Source organism: Actinomycetota bacterium, assembly GCA_030776625.1.
In the GTDB taxonomy this organism is placed as follows: Bacteria; Actinomycetota; CADDZG01; order CADDZG01; family WHSQ01; genus MB1-2.
Genome location: JALYHL010000007.1, coordinates 103,344 through 123,054 on the forward strand (window position 1 = coordinate 103,344; position 19,711 = coordinate 123,054).

The 19,711-nt window shown below is 67.7% G+C and carries 19 protein-coding genes; 15 read left to right on the top strand and 4 right to left on the bottom strand.

Features of this window, described 5'->3' with window-relative positions; genetic code table 11:
• Window positions 1–35 precede the first annotated feature (35 nt).
• Entirely contained in the window at window positions 36–941 is a 906-nt protein-coding gene (gene ligD / locus M3N53_11900) for a non-homologous end-joining DNA ligase (GenBank protein MDP9069030.1), read from the bottom strand.
• Between the two features lie 64 nt (window positions 942–1,005).
• Between ligD and M3N53_11905 the strand changes: the two genes are divergently transcribed.
• From M3N53_11905 to M3N53_11915, 3 genes are all read left to right on the top strand, one after another.
• On the top strand, window positions 1,006–2,223 hold the full coding sequence (locus tag M3N53_11905) for a DNA polymerase IV (GenBank protein MDP9069031.1): 1,218 nt from the start codon (window positions 1,006–1,008) through the stop codon (window positions 2,221–2,223).
• A 49-nt stretch (window positions 2,224–2,272) separates the two neighbouring features.
• On the top strand, window positions 2,273–2,638 hold the full coding sequence (locus tag M3N53_11910) for a DUF3040 domain-containing protein (protein ID MDP9069032.1): 366 nt from the start codon (window positions 2,273–2,275) through the stop codon (window positions 2,636–2,638).
• Between the two features lie 247 nt (window positions 2,639–2,885).
• Window positions 2,886–3,407, top strand: coding sequence for a MerR family transcriptional regulator (locus tag M3N53_11915; protein MDP9069033.1), 522 nt, complete (start codon window positions 2,886–2,888; stop codon window positions 3,405–3,407).
• On the opposite strand, the gene M3N53_11920 is transcribed toward M3N53_11915, so the two are convergent.
• The 3 genes from M3N53_11920 to M3N53_11930 are packed head-to-tail and all read right to left on the bottom strand — an operon-like array spanning window position 3,390 to window position 7,998.
• A complete protein-coding gene (locus M3N53_11920) occupies window positions 3,390–5,750 on the bottom strand; it encodes a DUF3488 and transglutaminase-like domain-containing protein (GenBank protein MDP9069034.1) in 2,361 nt (786 codons plus the stop codon). The genes M3N53_11915 and M3N53_11920 overlap by 18 nt on opposite strands.
• Window positions 5,723–7,012, bottom strand: a complete 1,290-nt coding sequence (locus M3N53_11925; protein MDP9069035.1) for a DUF58 domain-containing protein — start codon at window positions 7,010–7,012, stop codon at window positions 5,723–5,725. The genes M3N53_11920 and M3N53_11925 overlap by 28 nt, the downstream gene beginning before the upstream one ends.
• 14 nt (window positions 7,013–7,026) lie before the next feature.
• On the bottom strand, window positions 7,027–7,998 hold the full coding sequence (locus M3N53_11930; protein ID MDP9069036.1) for a MoxR family ATPase: 972 nt from the start codon (window positions 7,996–7,998) through the stop codon (window positions 7,027–7,029).
• 157 nt (window positions 7,999–8,155) lie between these two features.
• Between M3N53_11930 and M3N53_11935 the strand changes: the two genes are divergently transcribed.
• The 12 genes from M3N53_11935 to ftsW all read left to right on the top strand — a co-directional run bounded on the left by M3N53_11935 (window position 8,156) and on the right by ftsW (window position 19,711).
• Window positions 8,156–8,371, top strand: coding sequence for a hypothetical protein (locus M3N53_11935; GenBank protein MDP9069037.1), 216 nt, complete (start codon window positions 8,156–8,158; stop codon window positions 8,369–8,371).
• 181 nt (window positions 8,372–8,552) lie between these two features.
• Window positions 8,553–9,479, top strand: coding sequence for a septal ring lytic transglycosylase RlpA family protein (locus M3N53_11940; GenBank protein MDP9069038.1), 927 nt, complete (start codon window positions 8,553–8,555; stop codon window positions 9,477–9,479).
• Window positions 9,480–9,546: 67 nt separating this feature from the next.
• Window positions 9,547–10,053: an HNH endonuclease gene (locus M3N53_11945; GenBank protein MDP9069039.1), complete on the top strand. Its 507-nt coding sequence runs from the start codon at window positions 9,547–9,549 to the stop codon at window positions 10,051–10,053.
• A gap of 690 nt (window positions 10,054–10,743) precedes the next feature.
• A complete protein-coding gene (mraZ, locus tag M3N53_11950) occupies window positions 10,744–11,166 on the top strand; it encodes a division/cell wall cluster transcriptional repressor MraZ (GenBank protein ID MDP9069040.1) in 423 nt (140 codons plus the stop codon).
• A 30-nt stretch (window positions 11,167–11,196) separates the two neighbouring features.
• Complete coding sequence (locus tag M3N53_11955) at window positions 11,197–11,340, top strand: hypothetical protein (protein ID MDP9069041.1); 144 nt, start codon at window positions 11,197–11,199, stop codon at window positions 11,338–11,340.
• A 4-nt stretch (window positions 11,341–11,344) separates the two neighbouring features.
• Complete coding sequence (rsmH, locus tag M3N53_11960) at window positions 11,345–12,310, top strand: 16S rRNA (cytosine(1402)-N(4))-methyltransferase RsmH (protein MDP9069042.1); 966 nt, start codon at window positions 11,345–11,347, stop codon at window positions 12,308–12,310.
• Window positions 12,307–12,795, top strand: a complete 489-nt coding sequence (locus M3N53_11965; GenBank protein ID MDP9069043.1) for a cell division protein FtsL — start codon at window positions 12,307–12,309, stop codon at window positions 12,793–12,795. Before rsmH ends, M3N53_11965 begins: the two co-directional genes overlap by 4 nt.
• 116 nt (window positions 12,796–12,911) lie before the next feature.
• Window positions 12,912–14,615 (top strand): penicillin-binding protein 2, encoded by a 1,704-nt coding sequence (locus M3N53_11970; GenBank protein ID MDP9069044.1) that lies wholly within the window; start codon window positions 12,912–12,914, stop codon window positions 14,613–14,615.
• Between the two features lie 10 nt (window positions 14,616–14,625).
• The gene (locus tag M3N53_11975) at window positions 14,626–16,122 is read left to right on the top strand and encodes a UDP-N-acetylmuramoyl-L-alanyl-D-glutamate--2,6-diaminopimelate ligase (protein ID MDP9069045.1); all 1,497 of its coding nucleotides are present in this window, start codon (window positions 14,626–14,628) and stop codon (window positions 16,120–16,122) included.
• Window positions 16,119–17,162 carry a phospho-N-acetylmuramoyl-pentapeptide-transferase gene (gene mraY, locus M3N53_11980; GenBank protein ID MDP9069046.1) on the top strand — a complete coding sequence of 348 codons (1,044 nt, stop codon included), beginning with the start codon at window positions 16,119–16,121 and terminating at the stop codon, window positions 17,160–17,162. Before M3N53_11975 ends, mraY begins: the two co-directional genes overlap by 4 nt.
• Window positions 17,159–18,514, top strand: coding sequence for a UDP-N-acetylmuramoyl-L-alanine--D-glutamate ligase (murD, locus tag M3N53_11985; protein ID MDP9069047.1), 1,356 nt, complete (start codon window positions 17,159–17,161; stop codon window positions 18,512–18,514). Before mraY ends, murD begins: the two co-directional genes overlap by 4 nt.
• Window positions 18,515–19,711: a putative lipid II flippase FtsW gene (gene ftsW, locus M3N53_11990; protein MDP9069048.1), complete on the top strand. Its 1,197-nt coding sequence runs from the start codon at window positions 18,515–18,517 to the stop codon at window positions 19,709–19,711. It begins immediately after the preceding gene.

Consider the following 19,711-nt stretch of genomic DNA (forward strand, 5'->3'; position numbering starts at 1 on the left):
CGCAGGGGCTGCTCAGAAGCCGCTAGCCCAGAAAGCTAACGCGGCAGCTTCTGCTTCAGCTTCCTCACGGGCTCGAACAGATCGCCGTGTTGCTCGACCCGCGCCAGCACCTCGGACGCCTCGAACGAGAGCCGCTCCGGCCTCCTCTTCTTCAGCGCCGCCTCGACCTCGTCCCAGGTCACCGGGGTAGACGCCGTTGGGCGTTCCTTCGCCCGCAGCGAGTACACCGACGCGGTCGTCTTGTGGTCGTCGTTCTGGCTCCAGTCGACGAGCACCTTCCCCTCCCGCTCCGCTCGGCTCTGGCTCGACAGCACCAGATCCCGATGCTCCTCCTGCAGTCGCAGCGCGAGCTGGTGCGCGAACGGCTTCGTGTCGTCGTAGGTGACCGCCGTGTTGAGGGGCGCGAACAGCTGGATGCCCTTCGAGCCCGAGGTCTTGGCGAACGCCTCGAGCCCCGCTTCCTCCAGGATCGCGCGCACCAGGAGCGCCACCTCGGCGCACTGGAGCACGGCCGCGGGAGGCCCCGGGTCCAGATCGAACACCAGCGCCGTCGGGCGGTAGAAGTCCTTGGCACAGGCGAGAGACGTGTGCAGCTCGAGGTTGGCGAGGTTCGCCGACCACACCAGGCTCGGGAGGTCGTTCAGAAGGCAGTAGTTGACGGCTTTCTTGTCCTTCTTTCGCACCATGGGCGCGGTGGCGACCCACTCTGGGCGGTGTGAGGGGCACTCCTTCTCGTAGAAGAACTTCCCGTCGACCCCATTCGGATAGCGCTTGAGGGTCACGAACCTGTTGCGGAGGTGGGGGAGCAGTACGGGCGCGATCTCCCTGTAGTAGGCGATCACGTCGCCTTTGGTCATCCCGGTCGCGGGATAGAAGACCTTGTCGAGGTTGGAGAGCTGGAGCTTCCGTCGTCCGACCCTCACCTCGGTCTTCTGTGCCATGACGATATGGATACACGACCCGACAAGGCGGCAGGTAGCACCGACAGCGGGGGAGGATGGGGTGATGGCGCCGGGTCCCGCAACGTTCAGCGAGCCGATCCTCCATGTCGACATGGACGCCTTCTACGCGTCGGTCGAAGAGATCAAGGACCCCTCGCTCAAGGGGCTTCCGGTGGTGGTCGGGGGCCAGGGGGGCCGCGGTGTGGTCACCTCGGCCTCGTACGAAGCGCGCAAGTACGGCGTCCGCTCTGCGATGCCGATCGTGACGGCCAGGCGGCTGTGTCCCCACGCCACCTTCCTGCCGAACGATTTCAAGTCCTACGGCGAGTACTCGATCAAGATCAAAGAGGTCTTCACGTCGTTCACTCCGCTCGTCGAGCCGCTGTCTCTCGATGAGGCGTTCCTCGACGTCTCGGGGTCCGTTCGGATCTTCGGGTCGCCCGTGGACATCGCGCTGCAGATAAAGCGCAAGGTGGCGGAGCTGGGCCTCACCTGCACGGTGGGGGTGGCGCCGAACAAGTTCCTCGCGAAGCTCGCCTCGACGCGCGGCAAACCGGACGGTCTGTTGGTCGTACGCGCCGACGAGGTGATCGCATTCCTCCATCCGCTGCCCGTCACCGCGTTGTGGGGAGTGGGGCCGCAGACGGCGGTGACCTTGGAGAGGCTCGGCCTCAAGACCGTGGGTGACCTCGCTGCGATCTCGCAGCGCACGCTGGCGCGGGCGGTGGGAGAGGCGCTCGGGGCGCACCTCCATCACCTCGCCAGGGGCATCGACGACCGCGAGGTCGTGCCGAATGATCCGGCGCGGTCCGTGGGCTCGGAGGAGACGTTCTCTTACGACCTAGATTCGCCCGCAGAGATCGCGAGAGAGATCTTGAGGCTCGCGGACCGGACGGCCGAGCGCCTGCGAGCCAAGGGGCTCTGTGGTCGCACCGTCACGCTCAAGGTGCGCTTCTCCAACTTCAGCACCCTGACCCGGTCGAAGACGCTGCCGGCGGAGGTGGACACCACTCCGGCGATCTACCAGGTGGCGCGGGCTCTTTTCGACAAGCTCGACCACGACCGGTTGCGGATAAGGCTTCTAGGCGTCAGCGTGACCGGGCTCGCGACCGGTCCTCCGAACCGGCAGCTAGAGCTGGTGCCGGATGGTGAGCTGTCTACTGCAACACATCAGCGCTGGGACGATGCGGCGGGCGCCATGGACTCGATCCGGCGCAGGTTCGGGTCCGACTCCGTCGGGCCCGCGGCATTGTTGGACCACATCGACGGCGACGCTCGATGATCAGTGGCGGTTCCGTCCCGGACCTGCTGGTTCCTATAATCGACTGACAGTGCCCCTCTCCGATCACGAGCAGCGCATCCTCGACGAGATCGAGAAGAACCTCTACCGCGAGGATCCCGCGTTCGCGCGCCATGCACGAGACCGGCGCAGCGGCGCCGACCAGCGCACGCGGGTGAGGTTGGGTGCGCTCCTTTTCGTGCTGGGGTTCATCGGACTCTTCGTGTTCTTCTACTCCGGTTCGGTGATCGTCGGTGTGCTTGCTTTCGCGGCGATGGTGCTCGGGATTGTCATCCTCACCGCCGGCCTCCGAGCGATTGCGTCGCCCCGCGATTTCGTGCGCGGTCCCGCCGACCGGATGAGTCGCGCTCTTTCCGAATGGGAGGAGCGGGTGCGACGTCGGTACAAGAAGGAATGACCGCCTTCACCGAATGCTCTCGCGCGGCTGGCGATCGCGCGCTCGCGCGACAGTTGCGCGACATGTTTTCGCGACTCCCAGGACTGTTTTAGCAGCGGGCTTGCTGCAACACGAGTAGCCGCGCTATCTTCCACAAGTCGCTAGGGCGGCAGGGGGAACGCCCACCGCAGTGGGTTCCCTCGGGTGGGACGGAAACAACCAGGATTGCGACTCAAGTCTGCGACTCGTTTGGAGGTCTGCGCGCTCTATGGAGGAAGGTTTCACTGCCGAACAAGCATCCCGTTTCACGGGCTGCACCGCACATCAGCTCAGGTATTGGGATCGCGTCGGACTGGTGAAACCCACCATCCAAGAGACCGGTGGACGTCCGGGCGTTCGCCGTCTGTATTCATTCAGAGACCTCATCGCGCTCAAGGTGATCCGCTCACTGCTCGACGGCGGCATGAGCCTCCAGCGCGTTCGCCGCGCTTATGACTACCTGCGCAAGAAGGCCGGGCTGGAGCAGCACCTGTCCGAGGTCAGGCTGGTCACCGACGGCAAGAGCATCTTCAAGATCTGTCGCACCGACGGTGAGGTCCTGGACGCTCTGAAAGAGGGCCAGATGGCCTTCTTCCTCGCGATCGACGACATCGCCCGCAGTATCGACGGCCGGGTCGCGGAATACCTCTACGACCGCAACGAGTTCGTCAGCGCTCTGCGGCGAGTCGAGACGCGCCTGGAGCAAGACCTCGATCCGAGCGCGCGCCGGAGGCTACGAGCGGCCCAGTGACAGGATCTTCTGCAGCGCGATCCTCTTGATGGGCAGCGAGACCCGGGGAGCCACGCCTGCAGGCGACCACAACCGGTTGATCCGGCGCCACCAACCGGCCTGCTGCCACAGGCTCACGCGCAGCTGGCGCGCCAGTCGCTTGGCTTCGTCCGCTACCTGGGGAGACGGCTCGACCGGTGCGAACTCGGCCGCCTCGTAGATCGAGGCGAGCCTGATGACCGACGACCGCGGGAGCAGCGTTTCCCGCGCCAGCCGGCGGGCGTAGGCGGCGGCGGACTCGCCGCGGGCGCGGCCGGAGGCGAGCTCGGCGGCCTCCTGCTGGAACTCCGCGAAGGCCGCGGCCGCCTTGGCCCTGGTGTCGGTAGCTCGACGGTAGCGGCGTTCGATGTTGGCTCTCTTCAGCAGCGGCACGAGCGCGACGAACAGGAGCAAGAGCACCAGCAGGACCAGCGCTACGCGCCCGAACGTCTTCTGCCAGTCGCTGTTGATCCGACCTTCCTCCGCCACGCTGCCGTCGCCCACGTTGTTCGGGTTCTGCGCGGCGCGGTTTGGACCGGTGTTCCCCTGCACCTCGCCCAGGCCTCGCTTGCCCCCACGTCCCTCGGTGAGCGGCGCTTCGGCGCCGGTGATAGTCGCGGGATCAGAAGCGATGCGGGCGAGCGTGTAGACGGGCTCTGGAGCTTCGTCGCGCGGGGTCGGCTCGAAGCGCACCCAGCCGAAGCCCTCGAACCAGACCTCGGGCCAGGCGTGAGTGTCGTTGCCGGTTACCGTGTAGGTGTTGGGCGCCTCGATGCTGGTCCGGCCGGGGAGGAATCCAACCGACACCCTCGTGGGGAGTCCCAGCTCTCGAGCCAGCAGAGTGAAAGCGGTCGCGAACTGCTGGCAGTAGCCGACCCGCGTCTCTAGTAGGAACTCCTGCAGGTAGTCGCTGCTGGTCGGCTTATTCAGCTGGACGTCGTAGTCGAAGCCGCGCAGGCGGCTCTGGATCGCGATGAGTCTTTCGAAGTCCGTTTTGGCGCCGCGCGTCCACAGCTGAAGCAGCTGCTTGACGGCCGGGGACAGCCCCGGGCCGTCGACGGGTCCGACCTGCACCAATGGGTCTCCGGGTTCCACCTCGACCACCTCTGCCTCGCGGAGCTTGCGGAACGACGTATCGGGCACGGTGGCCTGGACGTCGTAGACGAAGCCCTCCTCGAGGCCCTCCTCCAGCTTCACGTCCGCGGTGGAGGGATCGATCTGCAACCCCGTCGCCCCCTGCAGCGGGATGATCGTGAGCGGAACACCTGCCACTGGAAGCGGTTGTCCCTCTAGACCCGTCACCTCGAACCGCTGGTCCAGTGATCGCCCGGGGTTGGGAACACCTGCCGTGATCGACAGTGCGCCGCTCGGCGGCACGGCGACGGTGAGGTTGCTCCCATCCGTCCACTTCTCACCGTCGAAATCGCTCAGCGTCAGGAGGCGCCAGTACTCGGCTCTGTCGGCTGTGACGCGGAACAGCTCTTCTTCGGACTGTTGGATCAGCTCTGGCACCAGCGACACCAGCGGGTCGATCCTGCCGCCGGGAGCACCCGGACCGCCAGCGCCCTCGCCCGCGACCCCCTCGCCCGACTTGCTGCGCCACGAGATGAGGCCTTCCTCGAGGGCGGGGAGGAAGACCGGCAGGACGAGCGCCGCCGCGACGCACGAGGCTCCCATCCGACGAGCCAGCGCGCCCGTGATCGACGCCGGCTCCTGAGCCTTCTGGCTCTTCCACACCGGGACCCACCGTCCCCACGACCTCAACCTGTGGTCTGACTCGAGCGCCCAGTAAGTCAGCAGGGCGGCTAGGAAGACGATGACGTTGATCGTCGCGCCCTCGCCCGTGCCGACCACGAGCAGGAACGAGAAAAGGGCGACGGCGGGGATGCTCGCCAGGAGCGGGCGGCGCCACCGGAACGTGGCGACCTCTCCCAGCGACACCAACACCCACATCGCGGCGACCGACAGGATCGCGTAGCCCGGTCGCAGCGGCACCGGCGCGAAGTCCACATGGCTGTGCTCGTAAGCGCGGGAGATGGACGTCCCGAGCCTTTGCACCGCGGTCAGGGTCGGCAGGCCGTAGAACGTGGCAGGGGCGTGGAAGATCAGTGCCAGGTACCAGATCATCACGATTGCGGACACGGCGAGAGTGGTCGAAGGCCACAGCCCCAGGCGCCTGCAGATCAGGGTGACCCCGATGGCCGCCATCATCGCCAGCAGCGCGGGCCCGGCGAACTCCTCTTGTCCGAACAGCTGGTTGAACGTCAGCAGGGTTATCGACCCGAGGCCGATCAGACCTAGACGAGCTCTGGCTTCTGACCCCATGGTGCTTCACCCCCTCGCTGCTTTCCGGCGGCGGCAGCGCTCCACGCAGGTGCCAGCGGTTCGCCCGGCGCCAGCATCACGCTCCGGATCCCGGAGCGAGCCAGCTGTCTCGCGACCTCGCCGGCCAGACGTTCACCGTCCCAGCGCTGCTTCGTCGGCTGGGTCGAGAAGCGGTGTGCCGGTAGCGACACGAAGATGATCTGTTTGAAGACATTCCTCAGGCGCGCAACCGCGGTCGCGCCCTGTGGGTCGGGCGAGCCCGTGATCAGCACGAGAGTCTCCTCGGCGGCGCCTGTGGCCTCCATCTCGAGCAGGCGCCCCAGCAGCGCATCGTCGGCCGACCCCCGCTGCGGCGCGACCGTCGCAAGCAGGTCCAAGCAGCGGTGGAAGTGCGGCACCCCGCGCGCGCTGGGGAACCCGGGATGATGTGCACCCACGAGCCGGAAGCCGTAGCCGGCCTGGTGGTACAGCTGGACGACCGAGGCCGCTACTTCGACCGCTCGCTCGAACGACGGAGATTCCCCTGCCGTTGTGTGGACGCGGGCGCGGTCGTCGAGCAGGATCGTTGCTCGCGTGTGCCACGGCGTCTCCTCCTGGCGGATCATGACCTTGCCGCGCCGCGCCGTCGACGGCCAGTGCACCTTACGGAGGTCGTCTCCCTGCACGTATTCGCGCAGCGCATAGAAGTCTTCTCCCCGCGTGCCGGTCGGCTGTCGGAGGGCAGACGTCGCGACGCTGCGGCGGTCTCCGGCATCGCGCGGCAGCACCAGTTTCTCCATCCTGGGGTGGACCAGGAAGCTCTCGCGCCCCGCTCCTTGGGAGCTGACGCGCGCGAGCCCGAACGGATCGATCATCTTCAAGCTGAGTGGCCCCACCTCGTAGTGACCCCTCCGGTGGGGGCGGACGGTATAGCTGACGTCTCGGCGTCCGTCGGCCTCGATCCCGTTGAGGGTGAAGCGGGAGCGGCCGGCGAGGCGCGAGGGGAGAACGTCCTCGATCAGCAGCAACGGCGCCGAGCCTGCTCCGCGGTTGTGCAGCGCCAGCGACACCGTCACGTCCTGCTCCGACCGAGCACGGAGCGGCATGATGGCGCGCTCGACCGATAGGTCGTGCTTGCCCAGTCGGACCACCGCGATAGCGAGCAGCAACAGGACCATCAGCGCCAGCCCGACCTGTTGCAGCGCGCGCGTCCCGAAGATCGTTCCCGCGGCCAGGAGAGCCACCCCCGTGACTCCGATCATCCAGCCCCTGCCGGTCGGCATAAGCGGAGGAGGTGTTAGGCCTGCTCGCGGGCAGGTATCGGGACGCGGCCGACGAGCCCGTCGAGGATCTGCTCGGCCGTCGTGCCGCGCATCTGCGCCTCGGGAGACAGAAGGATCCGGTGCGCCAGCACCGGAGCGACGATGTCCTTGATGTCGTCGGGGACGACGTAGTCGCGTCCCCGGCTGGCCGCAAGCGCCCGTGCGGTTCGAAGCAGGTAGAGCGACGCTCGGGGGCTCGCACCGAGATAGACGTCGGGATGGTCCCTCGTGCTCTCGGTCAGCTCCACGATGTAGCGCTTGAGCGTGGGAGCGACGTGCACCTCACGCGCCAGCTTGATCAGGCCGACAACCTCGTTCGGGTCGGCCACGGCCTCCAGCTCTACCAACGGCGCCTGCGCCCCGTGGCGGTCGAGGATCTCGAGCTCCGACTCGCGGCTCGGGTAGCCCATCGAGAGGCGCATCGTGAACCGGTCCAGCTGCGACTCCGGCAGGGGATAGGTGCCCTCGTGCTCCACCGGGTTCTGGGTCGCGATGACCATGAACGGCTCCTCGAGCTCGTGCGTGTTGCCGTCGACCGTCACCTGGCGCTCCTCCATGCACTCGAGCAGCGCCGCCTGCGTCTTGGGCGACGCGCGGTTGATCTCGTCGGCCAAGCAGATGTTGGCGAAGACGGCTCCGGGCTTGAAGGCGAACTCCTCGGCCCCGGTGTCGTAGATGCTGACGCCGGTGACGTCGGTCGGCAGGAGGTCTGGGGTGAACTGGATCCGGCTCCACGAGCAGCCGACGGACTTGGCCACGGACTTCGCGAGCATGGTCTTGCCGACCCCGGGGATGTCTTCGATCAGCACGTGGCCTTCGGCGACCATCGCGATCAGGGCCAGCCGGACAACGTCTCCTTTGCCGCGGATCGTCTTCTCCACGTTCGAAACGATCCGTTCGAAGGACGCCTGAAAGCCGGAGAAGTCCCCCACGGAGCTGTCCGCCATTGAAGCCCCTTGGTCGGTTGATATGAGGCGCACGAGACTAGCAGCGCGCCGGGCGTAGTTGAGACGCACGGGGCCCTCAAAAGCGCCCGCAAGAGCGCGCCGAGCGCGGAGCGGCGATAGGGTGCGGAGCCGCTCGAACGCGAACACAGGAGGTCCGATGGCCGGCTGGGGAGATGACCCCGAACTGGAACGACTCCGGGACCTCGTGGACTCCGGCTGGGAGGTCGTCGAGATCACAGACGATCCCAACGCGCCCGGCGGGCCCGCGGACACCGTGAAGCTCACGAAAGACGGACAGACCGAAGAGGTCACCTCCGACCATCTGCAGTTCCATCACTACGTCGTTTGGCTACAGGAGCAACACCAGTCGTAAGCGCGCGACGCAGCGCGTAGTTACTCGACCGCGCTGCGCTAACGCCGGCAAGCGTTCGCTTGCGCCAGCTAGCAAGGCCCGCTAGGGTCGCACCCGTTCCGCCTCCGGTCGCCATCGCGGCGCGGCCGTAGCGCCCTCGGCGGGCGCGCGAGGCAAGCCGGCACCATCGAAGGGAGTTGCGATGTCTCGCCTATGCCTCGGTCGTTCGCGCGCAGCGGCCACACCCGTTCTGTTCGCGCTCGTGCTGGTGCTGTTGCCGGATCCGGCGGTGGCGCAGACGTCGACCGCCGAACCGCGCATCACCTCTGCTTCGGGCCGCGTCTCTTACGGAGGCGACGCGACCATCAGGGGCCGGCTCGACGGCGGGACCGTCGGACAAGAGCTCCACCTGGAGCGCCGGGCACCGGGTCGGCAGTGGCGCACGATCGGAACGCGCGCGGTAGACGAACGGGGGCGGGTGCGCTTCCGCGTGCGCGATCTTCACTTCTCTGCCGCGTACCGGCTCCTCTACATCGACGAGATGACAGAGGAGGAGTCCCGCAGCGCCAGGATCCGGATCTCCGTCACTGCGCGGCTCCAGGTACGGACGAGCAAGGACCACCTCATGCAGGGACGGCGTCTCCGCGTGTCGGGGTCGCTGTTCCCGAAGGTTCCGGGCCGGACCGTGTTGCTGCAGCAGAAGGTCGCCGGCGAGTGGCGCTACATCGACCGCCTCAGCGCCGGCGACGGCTTCTTCTCGCGCTACTTCAAACCCAGCAGCGTCGGCTACCGGCGTCTCCGGGTGAAGTTCGCCGGTGACGCGCGCAACAGGGCAGCGAGAGACCGCACCGCGATCCGCGTCTACGACCCCGATCTCGCCACCTGGTACGGCCCCGGTCTCTACGGGAACCGAACCGCGTGCGGACAGACCTTGGGAACGAACACCCTCGGGGTTGCACACCGAAGCCTGCCGTGCGGGACGAAGGTCAGCATCCTCTACGAGGGCCGGACGATCACCGTGCCCGTCATCGACCGCGGCCCGTACACACATGCGGAGTGGGACCTCACCGCGGAGACCGCGGAACGGCTGGGGTTCTCGGGGACCGACACGATCGGCACCGACAACTAGTCAGCGCGCACCACCGCGATCCCACGTCCATAGAACGGCCAGGGTCGCGCCATATACTTGCCGCACCTTGGGAAGAGCGCTCGTGCTCAACGCCTCCTACCAGCCGCTGTGCGTCGTTCCCGTCCGGCGGGCGCTGGTCCTTGCCCTGAAGGGCAAAGCTGAGGTCCTCCACACCAACGGCCACATGTTCCGCTCCGAGTCTCTCGAGATGAAGGCCCCGAGCGTCGTCCGGCTCAACTACTTCGTGAAGGTGCCGTATCGCGCCCGTTCTTCGCTGTCCCGCCGCGCGGTGTTCGTCCGCGACAACTTCGAATGCCAGTACTGCGGTCGGCCCGCGGAGAACGTCGACCACGTCGTCCCCAAGAGCAGGGGAGGCGGTCATACGTGGGACAACGTCGTAGCCGCGTGCCGCCCCTGCAACTCGCGCAAGGAGAACCGGGCTCCGGCAGACGTGGGCCTCGCCCTGCGCCACCCCCCGCGCCGTCCCGATGACAGCGTCTGGATCGTGGTCGCGGTCGAGCGCGTGGACCCGGTCTGGGAGCAGTACCTAGCCAAGGTCACCGTCCTCACCTAGCCCGTTTTCGTTTCCGCTCCGCGGCGTCCGCCGATCGCGCAGACCGGGGTGGAGGACCGGGCCGGGAGACTCCGGGCGCAAAACCGAGGCGCCCTCCGGAACCCGACCCGCTCCTCTTCCCAATAGAGATCACCCCGCCGGGACGGAGACCCTGTCCGCAACGAGCGGAGGGGCTGCCGGGCGCGCAGCCGTGCAACGAGCGGAGGCGGTGGCGTGTACGGGTTTGAGCGCCCGTACGCGCACGAGCGGAGGCGGCGGCGTGTACGGGTCTGAGCGGACCGTGCAGGGCCACGTCGCTCGATAGCCGAACAACTTCGGCGCGACGTGGCCCGATTCGAGGGAGAGCCGGCGCCGATCGGGCGCTCGCCGACCGTGTCCCGCGATCCCCGTGCCGCCACCGCCGGAGCGGGGCCGTGTCCAGCGATCCCCGTGCCGCCACCGCCGGAGCGGACTCCGGGGTCCGTGCCCGCAGCCCCGGAACGAGCTCAGGCAAACACAAGCATGCACAGGAACAACACGAGCAACTAATTACAACCCTGTAATTGTGGAGGGGAATGTTGACTTCGCACCCGCCGGTGGGGTTGGATGCACCCACGAAGTGGTGGAGAGTGGAGCGAAGGGGAGCAACGGGGCCCTCCCGAGACCACCCGAAGCCCTCGGATCGCGAGGCAGGGGAGCGGGGAGCAACGGTTGTCCTTCACCGGGGAGTTCCGTCACACGATCGACGCGAAGGGGCGTCTGATCGTGCCGTCCCGGATGAGGGACGAGCTGGGCGAGGACGTGATGCTCTCCCGCTGGCTCGACGACTGCATCGCGATCTGGTCGCTCGAGGAGTGGGCCGCGATCGAGGCGAAGCTGCGCAGCCAGAAGAGCGGGTCCAAGGCAGCTCGACGGCTCGTCCGCAGGATCGCCGGGAGCGCTCATCCCGACAGCGTCGACAAGCAGGGCCGGATCACGGTCCCGGCGCACCTCCGCGAGCTGGCCGGCATCACCCGCGACGTCCTCGTTGTGGGCGCCTTGAACCGCGCCGAGCTGTGGAACCCGAACGCTTATCAGCAGGAGCAGCTGGAGGAGGGGCAGCTCGAGGAGCTGGCCGAGGACCTGGACTTCTAAGGGCAGCAGGGGAGCGAGAGGGGGAGATCGATGGCTAAGAAGAAGGTGGCAACTAAGAAGCGGGGCCTGGTGAAGGAGCTGGGCCAGGGCGTCGTCCTGCTCGCGCTGACGGGGTCGTCCGTGGGAGGGCTGCTGGGGATGGTCGCGATCGCCACGCGGGCCCTGGGACGCTAACGATGTGGAACACGAGCCCGTACTCGCGGACAGGGTCGTCGAGCTCCTCCTCCCTGCGCTGGAGCATGGGGGAGTCGTCGTCGACGCGACCCTGGGACGGGGAGGGCACGCCCTCAGGCTCCTCGAGGCCGCGCCGGCCATCACCCTCGTCGGAATCGATCGCGATCCGCTCGCGCTGGACTCGTCGCGGGCCAACCTCGGCGCTCACTCAGACCGCCTTCGGCTCGCTCGTGACAACTTCTCGAAGCTCGCGGCCGTACTGGAACGACTCGGGATTGCGAAGGTTCGCGGAGTCCTATTCGATCTTGGAATTTCCTCACCCCAGATCGATGACCCCGAACGAGGCTTCAGCTTCCGATCTCCCGGCCCCCTCGACATGCGCATGGATCCCCTTCGACCGCTCTCGGCAGCGACAGTGGTGAACTCCTACGCGGAGGCCCAGCTGCGCCGGGTGATCCAGACCTACGGAGAGGAGCGCTTCGCCGGTCGCGTCGCGCGCGCGATCGTCCGGGCGCGCCCGATCTCCGACACCGCGGAGCTTGCCGACGTCGTCCGCGGCGCCATCCCCGCGGCCACGCGCCGCACCGGACCGCACCCGGCGCGCCGGACCTTCCAAGCGATCCGGATCGAGGTGAACGACGAGCTCGGCAGCCTCGAGAAGGCTCTGCCCGCGGCGGTGGACGCGCTGGAGCCGGGGGGGCGCGTGGCGGTGCTGGCGTACCACTCGCTGGAAGACCGGATCGTCAAGCGGTTCTTCGCCGATCAGGCACTCGGGTGTGTCTGCCCACCGTCGTTCCCGGTGTGCACCTGTGGCGCCGAGGCACGGGTCCGCGTGTTGACGCGCCGACCGATCACGCCGCCCGCCGAGGAGGTCGAGGCGAACCCTCGTGCGTCCGCGGCCAAGCTGCGCGCCGCCGAACGCCTGCAGCCCGCCGTCGTCGCGCCCCTGCAAGAGAGGAGGCCCGCATGAGCGCGATCCGCTCCCGCAGACACGCCGAGGGTGAATCTGCCACGAAGACGTCGCTGAAGATCGTCCCGCGTCGCAAGGGCAGGGGGCTTATCAAGAGAACGGGCGCGCGTCGCTTCGCGCCGCTCACGATCCTCGGGGCGATCGCGATCGGCGCCATCGTCGCGGCGATCCTGCTCGAGCAAGTGGTGCTGGCTCAGTCGGCCTTCAAACTGACGAAGATCCGCAACGAGCTCGCGAGGGCGGAAGAGAATCGGGAGGTGCTGATGCTCGAAGCCGCCAAGCTGGACAGCGCCGCCCGGATCGAGCGGTACGCGCGCGAGACGCTGGGGATGATCGACCCCGAGCCGCACAACGTGCGCTACATCGTCGCGGACATCCGGCCGCGCGGCAGCGGCGGCCTCGAGGTCGCGGCGGGTGACCCCTATCAAGCACAGCGGAAGGCGGCGGCCGCTGCCGTCGGCGTCGGCGTCGGTCACACGCCCTGATGCCGCCTCGGCGCACCGGCGGAACCTCGGGTAGGCCGACCGCTCGCCGGTCGGCCTCTTCTGTAGCGAGACGCAGTCGGAGGCCGCGCTCCCGCTCGCCAAGACGCCTCGTCGTGATGTTCTTCGTCTTCACCCTCGCCTTCATGGGCATGGCGTCGCGGCTGTTCGTGCTCCAGATCGTCGAAGGTCCCGGATACGCCAAGCTCGCCGTTGCGCAGAGGGACCGCGTCATCGAGTTCCCAGCGCGCCGCGGTGCGATCCTGGACCGGGAGGGCGAGCCGCTCGCGATCTCGGTCGACCTCCACACGGTCTGGACAGATCCGCAGCATGTCACGGATCCCGCCGGTCAGGCGGTCAAGCTCGCCCCCGTGCTCGGGCTGGATGCGCGCGAGCTGGCCGAGAAGCTCGCCTGTGAGTGCCGCTTCCAGTACCTCGCCCGCCAGGTGGGCCCAAAGGTGGCGCAGAAGGTGAAGAAGCTGGACCTCCCCGGCATCTACCTGGAGGCGGAGCCGAAGCGCTACTACCCAGGCCGGCGCCTCGCGTCGCACGTGTTGGGCTTCGTCGACATCGACGGCCGCGGGCTCGAAGGCATCGAGGCGCAGTACGACGGGATCCTTCAGGGCACCCCGGGGTCGATGACGCTGGAGCAGGACCCCGCCGGGCACGCGCTGCCGCAGGCGGAGTTCAAGCACGAGCGACCTCGGCCCGGGCGCTCTTTGCTCCTCACGATCGACAAGGAGCTCCAGTACTTCACGCAAGCGACTCTCGCGGAGGCAACCAGCGCCTTCAGCGCAGACGGCGGGACCGCGATAGTGATGAGGCCTCAGACGGGCGAGATCCTGGCGCTCGCGAACGTCCCAGACTTCGACCCGAACAACCCAGGCGGATTCTCCGAGCTCGACCGGCGCAACCGCGCGGTCACCGATGTGTATGAGCCCGGGTCCGCGTACAAGATCGTGACCGCGTCCGGCGCTCTAGAGGAGAAGGTCGTGACGCCCAGGACGCCGTTCGTCGTCCCGGACTCCTTCGCGTACTCGGACCGCGTCTTCCACGACTCGCACCCGCACCCGACCGAGAAGATGACGGTCGCCGAGATCATCCACGAGTCGTCTAACGTCGGGACCATCCAGATCGGCCTCAAGCTGGGCGGCAAGAAGCTGGACGCGTACGTGCGCAGGTTCGGCTTCGGGAGCAAGACCGGGCTCGACTTCCCCGGTGAGTCACCCGGCATCGTCCTCGACCGCAGCGACTGGAGCGGCCCGACCATCGCGACGATTCCCATCGGCCAGGGCATCGCGGTCACCCCGCTTCAGATGGCGGTTGCGTACTCGACGATCGCCAACGAGGGCGTATGGGTCGAGCCGAAGCTGCTGGCGGCGACCATGGCCGACAACGCCCGCCTCCAGCCATCGCCCCCACCTGCGACGCGCAGGGTCGTGTCGCGGGCGACCGCTCAGAAGGTGACGAAGATCCTCGCGGGCGTGACCGAGAAGGGGACCGGCATCGAGGCGCAGATCCCCGGCTATGCGGTCGCGGGCAAGACCGGCACCGCACAGAAGCCACTGGACACGGGCGGCTACGGAAACTCCTATATCGGCTCGTTCGCCGGGTTCGCGCCGGCGAACCGACCGGCGGTGGTGGTGATCGTCGTGCTCGACGAGCCGAGTCCGATCTGGGGTGGCTCAACGGCCGCTCCGACCTTCAAGACCATCATGCAGTTCGCCCTGCGTCACCTCGGCGTGGCCCCTACGGGGAACGCTGAGAGAGCCGCCCGCGAGATCCAGGCGGAGCAGGCCGGCGACGCCCAGACCTACGACTAGCATCGCTGCGATGGATCAAACGCAGCGCGCAGCCACACTCGCGTCCCTGGCCTCCTTCTCCGGCGATCTGTTCGAGGCGGTAAGCGGCACCGGCGATACGGTGGTCCGCGGGCTCTCCTATGACTCGAGAAGCGTCGCACGCGGGGACCTCTTCTTCTGCGTCCCGGGGGCCACCACCGACGGCCACAGGTTCGCCAGCGCGGCGGTGGAGGCCGGCGCGGTGGCACTGTGCGTACAACGGGCGCAGCCGCTGGAGGTGCCCCAGCTGGTCGTCACCGACGTGCGCCGAGCGATGGGTCGGATAGCTGCGGGGTTCTTCGGGTCTCCCGCGGAACGCCTGACGGTGCTCGGCGTGACCGGGACCAACGGCAAGACGACGACAGCGTTCCTGCTGGAGTCGATCCTGCGCGCGGCGGGTCACAAGACGGGGCTGATCGGGACGATCGAGACGCGGGTGGGCGGCCGCGTGAAAGCCGGGGTGCGGACGACGCCGGAGTCGCTGGACCTGCAGAGGCTCTTCGCAGATATGGTCGCGGAAGGCGTCACCCACGTCGCCATGGAGGTGACGTCTCACGCGTTGGTCCTCCATCGCGTAGAAGGCGTTGTGTTTGCGGCGGCGGGGTTCACCAACCTGTCCCAGGATCACCTGGACTTCCACGCACACATGGAGGACTACTTCCAGGCCAAACGCTCGCTGTTCGTCCCGGAGCGCACCGAGCGCGGGGCGGTGAACGTGGACGACGACCACGGCCGCCGACTGGCGGACGCGGCGGAGATTCCAACGATCGGCTTCGGCCTCTCTGCCGATGCCGAGGTCCGCGCCGACGATGTCGAGTTCCGCCCCGCCGGCAGCCGGTTCAAGGTGCATACACCCGCCGGCGCCATCCACGTGGAAACGAGCTTCATCGGTGGGTTCAACGTCTCCAATTGCCTTGCTGCGACCGCGGTCGCGCTACAGGCGGGGATCGGGCTAGAGGCCATCGAGGAGGGTCTTCGCTCGCTGTCGGCGGTGCCCGGCCGTTTCGAGCCCGTTGCCGCCGGTCAGCCGTTCTCGGTGGTGGTGGACTACGCCCACACACCGGACTCGTTGGACAACGTCCTGCGGGCGGCCCGTGGGGTGACCCGCGACGGCCGCGTCATCTGCGTATTCGGCTGCGGTGGCGACCGCGATCGCGGCAAGCGCCCGTTGATGGGTGCTGTGGCCGCGCAGCTCGCGGATGTCGTCATGGTCACCTCCGACAATCCGCGTAGCGAGGACCCTTACGCCATCATCGACGAGATAGTCGAAGGCGTGATCGCGCACGCCCCTCAAGGCCCCGACCTCGTCACCTCGGATCGGGTCGAGGCGATCGAGGCGTCGTTGAAGGCCGCTCGGCCGGGAGACGTCGTGTTGATCGCAGGCAAGGGCCACGAGACGGGTCAGCAATTCGCGGATCACACGATCCCGTTCGACGACCGGGAGGTGGCTCGGAGCGCCCTGGCAGGCCTTGGGTGGGCGAGCCGGTGACGAACATCCTCGTGGCCGGAGCCGTTGGGCTCCTGGTGACCCTGTTCGGCACGCCGTGGGCGATCAAGCAGTTCCGCCGGCGTGGGTGGGGCCAGCTGATCCGCGAGGAGGGGCCGAAGGCGCACTACGAGAAGCGCGGGACCCCCACCATGGGAGGGCTCGTGATCCTGGTCGGGACCGCGCTGGGGTACGTGCTCGGTCACTTCGGCATCAGCGGCAACGCGCCGTTCCGCGACAGCGGGATCCTCGCGATGGGGACGATCATGGCGCTGGGGTTCCTGGGGTTCCTCGACGACATCATCAAGATCAAGAAGTCCAGGTCGCTGGGGCTCCACAAGAGGGCGAAGTTCCTGGGACAGCTGATCATCGCGGGAGTCTTCGGCTTCTGCGCGGTGTACTTCGTGCAGATCGGCACCGATCTCTCGTTCTTCCGTTCGACGAAGCTGGATCTCGGCGTCTTCTTCTTCGTGTGGGTCTTCTTGATGATCGCCGCCTCGTCGAATGGGGTGAACCTGACCGACGGACTGGACGGGCTCGCCGTCGGATCGGCCGCGCAGGTGCTCGGCGCGTTCGTCGTGATCGGCTTCTGGCAGTTCCGTCACCCCGGCTTCTACGACCTCGTCGCCACCGGGTCCGATCCCTTCGATCTAGCGATCGTGGCCGCGGCCATGTTCGGCGCGTGCGCGGGGTTCTTGTGGTGGAACACGGCTCCCGCCAAGGTCTTCATGGGCGACACGGGTTCCCTGATGTTGGGCGGCACGATGGCGGTGCTCGCGATCCTGTTGAACACGCAGCTGCTCCTGCTGCTGTTGGGCGGGCTCTACGCGGTCGAGACCCTGTCCGTGATCTTCCAGGTCGCCGTCTTCAAGCGCACCGGGAAGCGGATCTTCCTCATGGCACCGGTGCACCATCACTTCGAGCTCGCGGGGTGGCCCGAGTTCACCGTGATCGTTCGCTTCTGGGTCCTCTCGGGCTTGTCGACGGCCTTCGGTGTCGGGCTGTTCTACGCCGACTTCATCTCCAAGGGCGGCGTCTTGTGAGCGGCGCCGAGCTCGGCGGCAAGCGCGTCCTCGTCGTCGGACTCGGCGTGAGCGGGTTCAGTGCCGCTAAAGCACTTGTGGATCTCGACGCGAAGGTGCGGGTGACGGAGGCCCGCGACGGAGAGGTGGTGAGGCAGCGCGCCGATCACCTGAAGCAGCTCGGTGTCGAGGTGGAGTTGGGCGGCCACGACCTCGAGCGGCTCGACGCGGATCTGGTCGTGATCAGTCCCGGCATCCCTCCTAAGTCTGCGATAGCGCGCGCGATCCACGACGCGCATCTCGAGCTGTGGAGCGAGGTCGAGCTCGCGTACCGGCTCGCCGACTGTGACTTCCTCGCGATCACAGGCACCAACGGCAAGACCACGACGACGTCGCTCCTCGCCGCGATCCTGGAAGCGGGCGGCGTCGCCACGACGGCCGCGGGCAACATCGGGTTCCCGCTCATCGACGCGATCTCGACCGTTCCCCCCGGGGCCGCTATAGCGCTCGAGGTCTCGAGCTTCCAGTTGGAGGCGACGCACAGGTTCCGTCCGCGGGTGGCCGTGCTTCTGAACGTCGCGGAGGATCACACCGACTGGCACGGGTCGTTCGACGCGTACCGCCACGCGAAGGCGCGGCTGATCGCGAACCAGACGCAGACCGACGTGTTCCTTCCGAACGCGGCCGATCGGCATGCGATGGAGATCGCGTCGACGGCAGCGTCACGAGTGGTGCCATTCGATGCGCGGTCCCCCGTCCAGGACGGCATCGGCGTCGACGGCCGCGACATCGTGTGGCGAGGAGCCAGCGTCATGCCGGTCGACGCGGTTCCGCTCCCCGGCAGCGCGGGACTGGAAGACGCGCTGGCCGCGGCCGGAGCCGCCTTGGAATACGGCGTTGATCCGTCCGCGGTCGCGCACGCGGTGGCCGCATTCCGCCCACTCTCGCACCGCCTGGAAGTCGTAGGGGAGAGCGGCGGCGTGACCTACATCGACGACTCGAAGGCGACGAACCCACACGCGACGCTGGCGGCGCTGCGCGGCATGCGCGACGTCGTGCTCATCGCCGGCGGACGCAGCAAGGGCATCGACCTCGGTCCCCTTGCCGAGGCGGACTCGTCTTTGATCGCGGTCATAGCGTTGGGAGAGGCGAGGGAGGAGCTCGCGCGGATCTTCGACGGCGTCGTCCCGGTGGAGGTGGTGGATTCGATGGCGGACGCCGTGGCCGCCGCCGCGCGCAGTTCTGTTGCCGGAGGATCCGTCTTGCTGTCGCCTGGTTGTGCGAGCCTGGACATGTACGACGGCTACGCCGCGCGCGGTGATGACTTCGCGCGCCGTGTGGCCGACCTCCTGAGGCATCCGAGAGGGGAGTAGATGGCGACACGGAGCGGCACGCTGGGCGTGGCGGGGGCGACCAAAAGCCGCGTCGCTTCGGCTAAGCGCGGCGAGCCCGCGGCCCTCCTCGTCGTCGCGACGGGCGCACTCGTGCTGCTCGGTCTCATCATGATCCTGTCGGCGAGCTTCGTGTCTTCGTTCGCAAACTTTGGCTCGTCGTTCCTGTTCTTCAACAAACAGCTGTTGTGGGCCGGCATCGGCCTGGCGGGGTTCGTCTTCTTCTCCCGTACCGACTACAGGCGCCTGAAGAACAAGGGCTACATGTTGCTGCCGTTCGTCGGGCTCTTGCTGCTCGCGGTGCTGATCCCGGGAGTCGGCATCGTCGCGGGTGGAAGCGCGCGCTGGATCGGCGCCGGGCCCCTCGCCTTCCAGCCCTCGGAGCTCGCGAAGCTAGCGCTGATCCTGTTCCTTGCGGACGTGTTCTCTCGCAAGGAGGAGTCGACGCTCCAGGAGCTGCCGCACACGTTGTTGCCGTTCGTGCCGGTGCTCGGCACGCTCGTGCTGCTCGTGATGATGCAGCCGGACATGGGGACGACGATCCTCCTTGGCTCGATTGGTCTCGGGATGTTGTTCACGGCCGGCGCACCGCCCCGATACCTCCTGCCGCTGGGTTTGCTCGGCGCCGGCGCGGCCGCGGCCGCGGCCTTGAGCGCCGAGTACCGGCGCGAGCGCGTCCTCGCGTTCATGGATCCGTGGGCGGATCCTCTGAACACGGGCTATCACACGATCCAGTCGCTGATCGCTCTGGGGTCGGGCGGCTGGCTCGGCGTCGGGCTCGGGGCGAGCCGGCAGAAGTGGTCCTACATCCCGAACGCGCACACCGACTTCATCTTCGCGATCCTGGGTGAGGAGATGGGGTTGCTGGGGACGCTCACCGTCCTGGGGCTGTTCGGGTTCATCACGTACCTCGGCGTCCGGATAGCGCGGAGAGCGCGCGATCGGTTCGGGATGCTCGTCGCGAGCGGCATCACGATCTGGATCGGCGTGCAGGCGCTGGTCAACATCGGCGCCGTCACCGCGACCATGCCGATCACTGGTGTGCCGCTGCCGCTGGTGTCTTTCGGCGGATCCTCTCTCGTGGTCTCTCTCGTCGCCATGGGGATCCTCACGAACATCGCGCGGCAACCAAAGAGATCGAGCAGGTCTCGCAAGACCGCGGAGCCGGCGAAGGCTTGA

What these genes read in the sequence shown, in the direction of transcription:
- ligD (MDP9069030.1), bottom strand. Translation starts at nt 941, where the DNA reads ATGGCACAGAAGACCGAGGTGAGGGTCGGACGACGGAAGCTCCAGCTC.
- M3N53_11905 (MDP9069031.1), top strand. Translation starts at nt 1,006, where the DNA reads ATGGCGCCGGGTCCCGCAACGTTCAGCGAGCCGATCCTCCATGTCGAC.
- M3N53_11915 (MDP9069033.1), top strand. Translation starts at nt 2,886, where the DNA reads ATGGAGGAAGGTTTCACTGCCGAACAAGCATCCCGTTTCACGGGCTGC.
- M3N53_11920 (MDP9069034.1), bottom strand. Translation starts at nt 5,750, where the DNA reads ATGGGGTCAGAAGCCAGAGCTCGTCTAGGTCTGATCGGCCTCGGGTCG.
- M3N53_11925 (MDP9069035.1), bottom strand. Translation starts at nt 7,012, where the DNA reads ATGCCGACCGGCAGGGGCTGGATGATCGGAGTCACGGGGGTGGCTCTC.
- M3N53_11930 (MDP9069036.1), bottom strand. Translation starts at nt 7,998, where the DNA reads ATGGCGGACAGCTCCGTGGGGGACTTCTCCGGCTTTCAGGCGTCCTTC.
- M3N53_11935 (MDP9069037.1), top strand. Translation starts at nt 8,156, where the DNA reads ATGGCCGGCTGGGGAGATGACCCCGAACTGGAACGACTCCGGGACCTC.
- M3N53_11940 (MDP9069038.1), top strand. Translation starts at nt 8,553, where the DNA reads ATGTCTCGCCTATGCCTCGGTCGTTCGCGCGCAGCGGCCACACCCGTT.
- M3N53_11955 (MDP9069041.1), top strand. Translation starts at nt 11,197, where the DNA reads ATGGCTAAGAAGAAGGTGGCAACTAAGAAGCGGGGCCTGGTGAAGGAG.
- M3N53_11965 (MDP9069043.1), top strand. Translation starts at nt 12,307, where the DNA reads ATGAGCGCGATCCGCTCCCGCAGACACGCCGAGGGTGAATCTGCCACG.
- M3N53_11970 (MDP9069044.1), top strand. Translation starts at nt 12,912, where the DNA reads ATGTTCTTCGTCTTCACCCTCGCCTTCATGGGCATGGCGTCGCGGCTG.
- M3N53_11975 (MDP9069045.1), top strand. Translation starts at nt 14,626, where the DNA reads ATGGATCAAACGCAGCGCGCAGCCACACTCGCGTCCCTGGCCTCCTTC.
- ftsW (MDP9069048.1), top strand. Translation starts at nt 18,515, where the DNA reads ATGGCGACACGGAGCGGCACGCTGGGCGTGGCGGGGGCGACCAAAAGC.